The 10,312-nt window shown below is 39.1% G+C and carries 11 protein-coding genes and 1 tRNA gene; all 12 read left to right on the forward strand.

Annotated elements, in window-relative coordinates:
* Window position 1 precedes the first annotated feature (1 nt).
* Window positions 2–1,279: a dihydroorotase gene (locus KJ593_00295; GenBank protein ID MBU2540322.1), complete on the forward strand. Its 1,278-nt coding sequence runs from the start codon at window positions 2–4 to the stop codon at window positions 1,277–1,279.
* On the forward strand, window positions 1,251–1,745 hold the full coding sequence (locus KJ593_00300) for a Mut7-C RNAse domain-containing protein (protein MBU2540323.1): 495 nt from the start codon (window positions 1,251–1,253) through the stop codon (window positions 1,743–1,745). The genes KJ593_00295 and KJ593_00300 overlap by 29 nt, the downstream gene beginning before the upstream one ends.
* Window positions 1,729–4,203: a hypothetical protein gene (locus KJ593_00305; GenBank protein ID MBU2540324.1), complete on the forward strand. Its 2,475-nt coding sequence runs from the start codon at window positions 1,729–1,731 to the stop codon at window positions 4,201–4,203. The genes KJ593_00300 and KJ593_00305 overlap by 17 nt, the downstream gene beginning before the upstream one ends.
* Before the next feature lie 9 nt (window positions 4,204–4,212).
* Window positions 4,213–4,284, forward strand: a tRNA-Arg gene (locus KJ593_00310).
* Between the two features lie 32 nt (window positions 4,285–4,316).
* Window positions 4,317–4,778, forward strand: a complete 462-nt coding sequence (locus KJ593_00315; GenBank protein MBU2540325.1) for a TIGR00725 family protein — start codon at window positions 4,317–4,319, stop codon at window positions 4,776–4,778.
* A gap of 5 nt (window positions 4,779–4,783) precedes the next feature.
* Window positions 4,784–5,596 (forward strand): bifunctional DNA-formamidopyrimidine glycosylase/DNA-(apurinic or apyrimidinic site) lyase, encoded by an 813-nt coding sequence (mutM, locus tag KJ593_00320; protein MBU2540326.1) that lies wholly within the window; start codon window positions 4,784–4,786, stop codon window positions 5,594–5,596.
* The gene (locus tag KJ593_00325; protein ID MBU2540327.1) at window positions 5,593–6,420 is read left to right on the forward strand and encodes a dihydroorotate dehydrogenase electron transfer subunit; all 828 of its coding nucleotides are present in this window, start codon (window positions 5,593–5,595) and stop codon (window positions 6,418–6,420) included. The genes mutM and KJ593_00325 overlap by 4 nt, the downstream gene beginning before the upstream one ends.
* 184 nt (window positions 6,421–6,604) lie before the next feature.
* Window positions 6,605–6,871 (forward strand): hypothetical protein, encoded by a 267-nt coding sequence (locus KJ593_00330; GenBank protein MBU2540328.1) that lies wholly within the window; start codon window positions 6,605–6,607, stop codon window positions 6,869–6,871.
* A gap of 39 nt (window positions 6,872–6,910) precedes the next feature.
* The gene (locus tag KJ593_00335) at window positions 6,911–8,062 is read left to right on the forward strand and encodes a glycosyltransferase (GenBank protein MBU2540329.1); all 1,152 of its coding nucleotides are present in this window, start codon (window positions 6,911–6,913) and stop codon (window positions 8,060–8,062) included.
* Between the two features lie 117 nt (window positions 8,063–8,179).
* A complete protein-coding gene (locus KJ593_00340) occupies window positions 8,180–8,626 on the forward strand; it encodes a hypothetical protein (protein ID MBU2540330.1) in 447 nt (148 codons plus the stop codon).
* A gap of 6 nt (window positions 8,627–8,632) precedes the next feature.
* Window positions 8,633–9,583: a dihydroorotate dehydrogenase gene (locus tag KJ593_00345; protein MBU2540331.1), complete on the forward strand. Its 951-nt coding sequence runs from the start codon at window positions 8,633–8,635 to the stop codon at window positions 9,581–9,583.
* Window positions 9,580–10,263: an orotidine-5'-phosphate decarboxylase gene (gene pyrF, locus KJ593_00350; protein ID MBU2540332.1), complete on the forward strand. Its 684-nt coding sequence runs from the start codon at window positions 9,580–9,582 to the stop codon at window positions 10,261–10,263. Before KJ593_00345 ends, pyrF begins: the two co-directional genes overlap by 4 nt.
* Window positions 10,264–10,312: the final 49 nt, after the last annotated feature.

The raw sequence follows: 10,312 nt of genomic DNA on the forward strand, positions 1-10,312 counted from the left end.
GATGAAACTATTAATCAAAAATGGCCATGTAGTTGATCCGGCAAATAAGATAGATGATATTCTAGATATCTTGATAGATGCTAATAAGATATCTCTGGTTGGCAAAGATATCAAGGCAAGTGTTGATAAAACAATAGATGCCACTAAAAGAATAGTTATGCCGGGAATTATAGATATGCATGTACATTTACGTGAACCCGGCAGAGAAGATAAAGAGACGATTGCTTCAGGCACACTGGCAGCCTTAAAAGGCGGAATCACTTCTGTCTTGGCTATGCCAAATACTCAAATTCCTATTGATTGCAGCCAGAATCTGAAGTTGCTAAAAAGTATTATTAAAAAAACCAGCCATGCAAATGTATTAATTGCCGCAGCAATTACCAAGGCACGCCAAGGTAAAGAGCTTACTGAAATTTCCCAATTGAAAAAAGAAGGCATACTCGCGATTACAGATGACGGTGCATCAGTAGATGATGAGAGGTTAATGTCAGAGGCGCTAAAACAAGCTATGAAGCATAAAGTTTTAGTAATTTGTCATTGTGAAGATGTATCAATATCTAAGGATGGCGTAATTAATCTGGGGTTTATTTCAACACGTCTGGGTTTGAGGGGGGTATCTTGCGAGTCAGAATATAGGAGGGTCAGGCGTGATATCCAATTGGCAGAAAAATTAGGGGCATCTATTCATATTGCACACGTAAGTTGTAAAGAATCCGTAGAGATTATTGCTAAGGCTAAAAAAAAGAGCCTCAGACTAAGCGCAGAAACTGCACCGCATTACTTTTCTTTTAGCGAAGAAGACCTACTAGGATATAATACTAACATGAAGGTGAATCCGCCGCTACGAAGCAAAGAAGACGTTGTTGAGATAAAACAAGGATTAAAAAGCGGTGTCATTGATGTTATTGCCTCTGATCACGCACCTCATACTGACAATGAGAAGATAATAGAATTTGAACGTGCAGAATTTGGGGCAATTGGCCTAGAGACAGAATTAGCTGCCTCCATTACTGAGCTAGTGGATCAAGGCATCTTGAATTGGACGCAGTTAGTGCAGAAATTTACAGTTAATCCAGCAAAGATTTTAGGAATTGATAGAGGCACATTAGGAAAAGGCGCTATCGCTGATATAATCATTGTAGATACTGAAAGAGAATGGACTGTAGAAAGCAAGGATTTCCTCTCCAGGTCTAAGAATTCTCCTTTTATTGGTCGCAGGCTAAAAGGCATTGTTGAGCTTACTATTTTAAATGGTAAGATTGCTTATAATCGGTGCTAATCTGCGAAAGATCATGAAGTTTGTAGTGACAAAGGAATTAGGAAAACTGGCAAAGTGGTTGCGGATTTTTGGGTTTGACACTATTTACTTTAAGGAAGCCACTTTTAGTACAGTATTAATTATTGCATTTCAGGAAGACAGGATTATCCTAACCAGAAACACCAAAATCGGCGTACATTCTGGAGTGCGGATTATTACAATCAAAAGCAATAATTTGGCTGAGCAGCTTAATCAGGTTTTTAGAGAGCTAAAATCCAAGCCGCAGAAAGAGAAGATGTTTAGCCGTTGTATTCTTTGCAACGAAGAATTAAGCCACATTGCTAAAGAAAAAATTAAGAAAAAAGTACCTGAATATGTTTATAAAACGCAAAGCTCATTTGTAGCCTGCCCTGAATGCAAACGCGTATATTGGCAAGGAACACATTGGGGTAAAGTAGAGGAAGCACTGCATGCAATTCGTAGCTGATTTTCACATTCATTCTAAATATTCTCGTGCCACAAGCCGCGAGATGGATATAGAACATCTTGCTAAATGGGCAAAGATAAAAGGTATCTCTCTTTTAGGCACAGGAGATTTTACGCACCATCTTTGGCTTGAGGAGCTAAAGGCAAATTTAGAGCCGAAAGACAACGGCCTCTTTGTTTATAACGGGATAAACTTTATCTTGACTGCTGAAATTAGCAGTATCTATTCAAAAAAAGGACGCACCTATCGTATACACAATTGTTTACTTGCGCCGTCTTTTGAAACAGTGGATAAGATTAATGCCCGACTTTCAGAGATAGGGAATCTCGCCTCTGACGGAAGACCGATTTTAGGTTTGGATGCTAAGGAATTAGTAAGAATAGTCTTAGATATTGATCCAAATTGTATGATTATTCCCGCCCATTGTCTTCTACCAGATAGTCATATTCATACCAAGCTTGGAATTAAAAAAATTAAAGACATTCAAGAAGGAGAATTGGTCTATACGCACAAGTCAAATATTAAAAAAGTTACAAAGACTTTTAAAAGACAATATAAAGGGGAGATTTATCATATCAAACCATTTTATTTCAGAGAAGGGTTAAAGACAACGCCAGAACACCCATTTTATGTCATTAAGACATATAAAAATTGTCCGTCAACTCAGGGATATTGCAAGAAGGATTGTTGTCATATCAAGAAAGGTTGTAAGCGTAGATTTTATGAAGATTATAAGCCTGGCTGGGTACAAGCAAAAGACATAGAAAATAGTGACGTACTTCTGTTCCCCAGATTTATTAATAATTCGAGAGATATTAATGAGATAAAATTAAGTGATTATATAGAAGCCGATTTTACATTAAAGAATAATAAAATTGCTCCTAATGGAAGTAGAGTTCATTGGTTGCCAAATAATATTAAAATAGATGAAGATTTTTGTAGATTGGTAGGTTATTATTTAGCAGAAGGCTATACTAATAATCGCGATCAGATTTCTTTTTGTTTCAAAGATAGCGAGCTAGACTATATTAATGATGTTAAATTTTTGGTGAAGAAAATTTTTGATATTAACTTATCTAGCAATCGAATCAGGGAGGGCGTCAACAGCATAGAATTAAATTTTTGTTCAAAGATTTTACTCAACCTATTTAGCAAGTTTTTTTACGTTAGTAATCCAGCAAAGACTCATAATAAATGCCTACCGGGTTGGATGTTGCAGCTTTCAGCTGTTAAGCAGATGCAAATTCTAAAAGGTTGGTGGCGTGGCGATACAGGCTATACATCTTCGCAAACGCTTATGAATCAAATGAAGATTATATTGTTAAGATTAGGTATTATTCCTTCAATCCGGGTTGATTCTATTCAAGATCATTTTAAACGTGGTAAACACAAGATTGGAGAAAGAGATGTAGTAGCTAAATATGACAACTATTACTTTTCTAATTTGTCTTTCTTTGAAGATGAACATAGTTTATTAAATGACCCTAGTTTTGAAAAATTTAGGACAAAATTACAACGTAGACATGGTTGGATGGACGACAAATATATTTATATACCGGTTAAGGATATAGAAGTGAGTAATTATAACGGAGAAGTTTACAATCTAGAAGTTGAAGATGATAATTCTTATGTTAGTGAATTTGCAATTGTCCATAATTGTTGGACCCCCTGGTTCAGTCTTTTTGGTTCAATGTCAGGATTTGATAAAATTGAGTATTGCTTTGAAGAGCAGACTAAAAACATATTCTGCTTAGAAACCGGCCTTAGTAGCGATCCGGCTATGAACTGGCGATTATCAGCACTGGATAGGTTTTCTTTAATCAGCAACTCTGACAGTCACTCTCCTTCCCGTATTGGCCGCGAAGCCAATGTCTTTGATTGCGGCTTAGATTACAAGACTATAATGGAGGTTTTAAAGACAAAGGATAAGAAGCGTTTTCTCTATACTATTGAATTTTTCCCACAAGAAGGGAAATATCATTTTGATGGGCATAGAAATTGTGGCATTTGTTTTAGCCCGCAAGAATCCCGAAAACATAAGAACCGTTGTCCAAAATGCGGTCGCGCTTTAACTATAGGGGTTATGAACAGGGTAGAACAGTTGGCAGATAGGCCTGTGGGATTCGTCCCGGAAAACAACATCCCATTTAAGAATCTTATCCCTCTGGATGAGATTATCTCTGAGGTGCGAGGTGTAGGCAAGGCCTCCAAGACAGTCACGAATGAGTACAATACAATTATACATAAATTCCAGACAGAGTTTGATGTGTTAGTCAAGGCAACCAGGGAAGAGCTGGCAAAAAGTCTTCCTGAGAAAATTGTAGAAGGGATTATGCGCGTTAGACAAGGCAGGGTCGACATTCTACCTGGACATGACGGCGAATACGGCAAGATTAAGATCTTTGATGAGAATGAAAAAGGTAAACCTACAGGAGAGGAGCAGCTGAGCCTGTTTTGAATTAGATTAGCGCCTGTAGCTCAATGGATAGAGCAGTGGCCTCCGGAGCCATGTGTGCAGGTTCGACTCCTGCCAGGCGCATTTCAAGGCAGTTAAATAAAGGAGCATGGGACATGTTAACTAATTGCAAGGCAATAGTTTCCGTAATTGGTGGCCATAAATGTTCTAAAGAAGTGGAGGAAATAGCCATAAATTTAGGCAAAAATATAGGTAAAAGTGGTTATATTTTAGTATGTGGAGGCCTAAGTGGAGTAATGGAAGCAGCAGCAAAGGGCGCCAAACAGACAGGTGCTACCACAGTTGGCATATTACCAGGCAATGATAAATGCGTTGCCAATCCTTATATTGACGTTGCGATTGCTACTGGTTTAGGTATGGTCAGGAATACCATCGTAGTTTCTGCTGCAGATGCTGTTGTGGCCTTAGCAGGAGAAAAAGGCACTTTATCTGAAATTGCCTTTGCCCTTACATTAGAAAAACCAGTAATTGACTTAGGGAACTGGGGCCTTCCAGGCATGATTAAGGCTAGCTCACCAGAAGAGGCAATACAGATTATAGAGGGAGTTATCAAATAAGATCAATGCCAGAACTACCTGAAATAGAAACCATAAAAAGAGAGTTAAAACCAAAACTCCTAGGCAAGAGAATTACAAAGGTCTTAATAAAGCGTTCTCGAGTTATCCGCATGCCATCAAAAAGAGTGTTTGTCGATAAAATAAAGCATGCGTGTATTAAGTCCATCTCAAGGCGCGGCAAGGCATTAATATTTGAACTATCAGGCCCTGGTTTGAGGCAACGGTTTTTAGTAGTTCACCTACGTATGAGCGGCCAATTAATATATCCGGGAGACGCGCACAAGGCGCGAGTAAGTTTTAAATTCTCCGATGGCAGCATGCTTGATTTCAATGACCAGCGGCTTTTAGGAGAGATTTTTCTTTTGGATGACTGGCAAGAGCTAGCGTTTTTTAAACGTCTGGGACCCGAGCCATTTGATATATCATGGCGTGATTTCTCAAGGTCACTCCAGGGCAGAAAGGCCAAGATTAAACCATTGCTCATGGACCAATCTTTCATTGCTGGTATTGGCAATATCTATGCTGCCGAGGCCTTGTTTAAGGCCAGGATAGCGCCCCAGAGAAAGGCGCAGAGTCTTTCCTCAAAGGAAAAAAATAGGCTATTTAAATCCATTACTTCTATATTAGCCGAGGCGATAAGAAGAAAAGGCTCATCCATAGACCAGTATGTGCGTTCAGACGGAAAAAGAGGCATGTTTGCGCGTCAACATAAGGTATACAACAGAAAAGGAGAGTCTTGCTTTGTCTGCAGGAGTCCTATAAAGAGAATAGCGCTTGCAGGCAGAGGGACTTATTTTTGTTCAAGGTGCCAGAGATGAAAGAAAGAAACACCAAACACAAACAGAATATCATTCAGACCAAGGCCAAGATCCTCTTTAACAAAAGGATTGTCGATAATTTTTATAAAATTAGTATCAGGGCACCTAAGATTGCAAAGGCTGCTTTACCAGGACAGTTTTTGAATATAAAAGTTAACGATACCTATCAACCGCTTTTAAGAAAGCCATTAGGAATCAATAGAATTAGAGACAAAGGCAATAAGACTGGACTAGATATTTTATATAAGGTAGTAGGCGAGGGCACAGAGGCCCTCTCTCACAGGCAGAGCGGAGAATATATTGATATATTAGGTCCTTTGGGTAATGGCTTTTCCTTAGATTTTACTGCTGATAGATTGAAAGAGGATGAGATATTTCTTGTTGCTGGCGGCATTGGTATTGCACCTCTTTTGTTTCTGGCTGAGAGAATATTGGAAAACTCATCTTGCCAGAAATTAATCGTATTGATCGGCGCTAAAACCAAAAGCCATATTCTCTGCCAAAAAGAATTCAAAGATTTAGGTTGTAATGTTTTGGTGGCTACAGATGATGGCAGCTGCGGCTTTAGGGGCAATGTAACAGATTTATTCAGGAAGACCTTGGGATCAGAAAGAGCAACGGTCTATATTTGTGGTCCCCGTCCTATGCTTAAAGAAACAGCAAGGATCGGCGCTAGGCGTGCTTTTTCCTGCTTTGGTCTTTTAGAGGAATACATGGCTTGTGGTACGGGTGCTTGTTTCGGCTGCGTGGTTGCTACAACTGGCGGTTATAAACGCGTATGCAAGGAAGGGCCAGTATTTGACTTAAAGTCAATCAAGTGGTAGAATGAGTTCGCTCTTCATACTTATTGGCGGGCTCGCGTAAATTGTCTGTACCCATTATCCCTTGCTTATGCACTTGAAAATTTCTACGAAATTTTCTGCGTAAGCTTCGGGATAAATTCGACCAAACAACTTATGTTCGCACTTCGTGCTCCATAAGCTGTGGTCTTATTTAAAGGAGGTCAATATGTTTTATACAGCAGATCTATTGAGGATAGGAGGATCAGTTCTGGGGATAGTTGGCATTCTATTATCCGTAGGGTTAATCTTTTTTCCCAAGCAGCTGCTTACACTAAACAATATACTTAACAGGCAGATTTCTACAGATAAATTAAGGCTTGCTTTGGAAAAGGAATTCGATATTACCAATATTATTATGCAGGCAAGAGTCCTTGCCGGAGTCATTACTTTATTGTTATCATTTATTTTATTGACGATAGCCATAAAGGTTTAGTTGGTAAATAATAAAATAGATCGATATAGCCCCCTTGAATTGAGCCAGAACCCATTTATTTCAATAATCATCCCAGTACGCAACGCTGCCCGGACACTACCTACCACTTTTAACTATCTCTTTCGCGTTGATTATCCTAGAGACAAGATGGAGATAATTATTGCCGATGGAGGTAGCAGCGACGATACTGTTAGCGTAATCAGGCATTGGCAAAAGGACTACTCCTTTATAAAACTTGTTGAAATTCCCAATTGTCCTTCCCCTGGTTTTGCCAGGAATAAGGCGCTTAAGGTAGTTAAGGGAGAGTTTATCTTTTTTACTGATGGCGATTGCGCACCTGCGTCTGACTGGATATGGAAGATATTGAAGGTCTTTTCGCGTGATGAGAACATTGCTGCTGTTGGTGGAGAGGTGCATACATTGCGCGTGGATAAGGATAATGTTGTTGAGGCATGGTGTGAGCACTTTGGCTTTAATATGGTGAGCCCTCGCTATGGTTTTATTAAAGAAGGATATTTTCCTGATTTTCCCAAAGACCCTACCCCAGCAGATGTGGCTGGACATCGGGCATATTTTTTTGGCACCTGTAACGTTGCCTATCGAAAAGAAGCGCTCGATGTAGCAGGTGCGTATTTCTGGGAAAGGCCTACGGGTGAAGATATGGAATTGAGTTTGCGAACAAGAAAACACGGGTATAAATTTTATTTTGCACCAGATGCAGACGTAAAACATATGCACAGGGCAAACCTAAAGCAGCTACTAAATGTATGGGCATCTTATGGCAGGGCCCATCCTGTCCTGATTGAGAAATATATTAGAAAACACAGATTAGACATCATTTTACAATTCTTAAAAAGCAAACCTGTACTGTCTTTTCCTTTTCCTATCCGAGGTTTTATTTATCTTGGCAACCTACAGCTTGGGATTCTTTGTCTTATTCTCTCTTTAGTCTCTGGCCTTGCTATTATTTTAGGCAACAGTTCTGCCGGTTTATTAGTTAGTCTGGGAATTTTTGTGATGGGTTTTGTTTTGTTTTCTTTTAATTATTTCAAGGCCTGTTTTGATATGCAGCCAAGGAGATTATTTCTAAGCTGGTGTGCAATGAAATTCCTGACCAATATTTATTTTATTCGCGGAGGCTTAGAAGGCATTTTCAAGCATAAGATATTGTGCATTGAACCAAGTTTCTAGATCAGAGATGGGGAATTGAAGATAGTAGCCCCCCTGCAGAATTCAACGAATTCTACAGGATCAGTCCTAATAGAAATTCTTTCAGAATTTCTGTGGGAGGGTCAGGAGGAGGGTGCGATGAAGAGAAAGAAAGGAATAACTATATTTGGTATAGCTAGTATAGTCATTGCCCTATTGCAACATTTTCTATTAACAAAGCAGTATTTGAAGCTAATTCTAATTATCGATGGATATCAAAAAACCATCTCTATAAGACCGCTATTGTCTCTTTTTTATCAATTCTTAATACTTACTTCAGCTTTTTTGGCAATTAATGGTTTAGTCATTCTTATTCGGAAAAGGATTTTAGAAGTACCTACCGCATTTATTCTTGTTATAAACTATATTATCTTCATTGTTCCTGCGATTTATATAGTCAAACTTGGACATAATAATATGACGCTTTTGCCACTTTATCCAAAAGATAGCATTTTAGTAATTTTAATATTTATGGTTTCGGTTTATACAATTGGTTCACTGGCATATTTAGTTCTATCTAAACCCCAAAGTAAAGGAGCAGTCTAGTTAATTATGGCAGTTAAACAGAAAAACTTATCAGTACGCATCGGTAAATTAGCCCTTTCTTCTCCTCTCATTGCTGCCTCAGGCACGTTTGGGTATGGCCAGGAGTTAGAGGGGCTGATTGATTTTAAAGATTTCGGCGCTATTATTACAAAGACAATAACCCTAAAAGCGCGTAAGGGAAATCCACCGCCTCGCTTGATAGAGACTCCCTGGGGGTTGCTTAATTCCATTGGACTAGAGAATCCTGGTATTGATGTATTCTTGAGGGATAAATGGCCATATTTAGCAAGATTAAAAACCCCTGTCATTATAAGCATAGGCGGAGAAACTAAAGATGAATTTGTAAGGCTTACTAAGCGTCTGGATAGATTAGAAGATTTGAAGGCAATAGAGGTTAATATCTCTTGTCCTAATATTAAGAAGGCGAAAATCAAAAAGAGAAAGACGCAAGGCCTAACAATGTTTTCTCAAGGTATAGATGAGACATTTGCTGTTGTTAAGGTAGTGCGTAAGCTAACGTCTAAGACATTGATTGTTAAGCTTACGCCCAACGTTACGGATATTTCTAGTATAGCCATTGCTGCCTCAAGCGCTGGAGCAGATGCACTTTGTTTAGTAAATACCTATTTTGGCATGGCTGTTGATATCCAAAACAGGAGGCCTCAGCTTGCGAATATAACCGGAGGTTTAAGCGGCCCGGCAATAAAGCCATTAAGTCTTTATGCGGTTTATAAGACATACAAGGCAGTGAGAAAACCTATTATCGGCGGAGGAGGCATTATGAATAGCGCTGATGCTATCGAATTTTTAACCTGCGGGGCAACAGCGTTGTCTTTAGGAACAGTAAACTTTATTAATACCAAGGCCCCTAAGGAAATTTTGACGGGAATAAAAGGCTATTTGAAAAAGAATAAGATTAAGGATATTTATAAGCTTAGAGGTAGTTTGCGTACATGAAGACAAAACTCATAGTTGCATTGGATGTTGATAGTTTTAGTAAGGCAAAGGCTATCGTAAATAGATTAGGCCCTTGTGTGAGAGCTTACAAGGTAGGCAGCCAATTGTTTATTGCCTCAGGCATAGAGATTGTTCTCTGGCTAAAACGCAAACATAAGAATGTGTTTCTGGATTTAAAGTTGCATGATATACCCAATACTGTTGCTGCTAGCGCCAGGCAAATAACCAAACTTGGCGTTTATATGTTTACGATTCATGCTACTGGTGGCAAGGTGATGATGCGCGGCTGTGTCAAGGCAGTCAGATCAGAGGCAAGTCGCCTTAAGATTAAAAAACCAGCTGTGCTTGCTGTAACTGTGTTAACCAGCCAGAAATCCACCAATACCAAAAGAGATGTCCTGAGGTTGGCAAAGGAGGCGCTATCTTGCGGAGTTGATGGAATTGTCTGTTCAGTAGAAGAGGCACATCTTTTACATAGAAAACTAAAACATAAGTTCATTCTGGTCTGTCCGGGTATAAGAAGCGCAACCAACAAAAAATCGGACCAGAAAAGAATAGCTACGCCACAGCAGGCAAAGAAGGCGCAGGTTGACTTTATTGTAGTGGGCAGGCCAATAATAGAGGCTCCTTCTGCTTCTCTTGCAGCTGTAAATATATTGAACGCACTCAAAGAAAGATAGAAGCATTTATTTTTTGATTAATAATATTTTAAGGCTTATTTGCTTATAC

This window comes from Candidatus Omnitrophota bacterium, from assembly GCA_018830005.1.
In the GTDB taxonomy this organism is placed as follows: Bacteria; Omnitrophota; Gorgyraeia; order JAHJTE01; family JAHJTE01; genus JAHJTE01.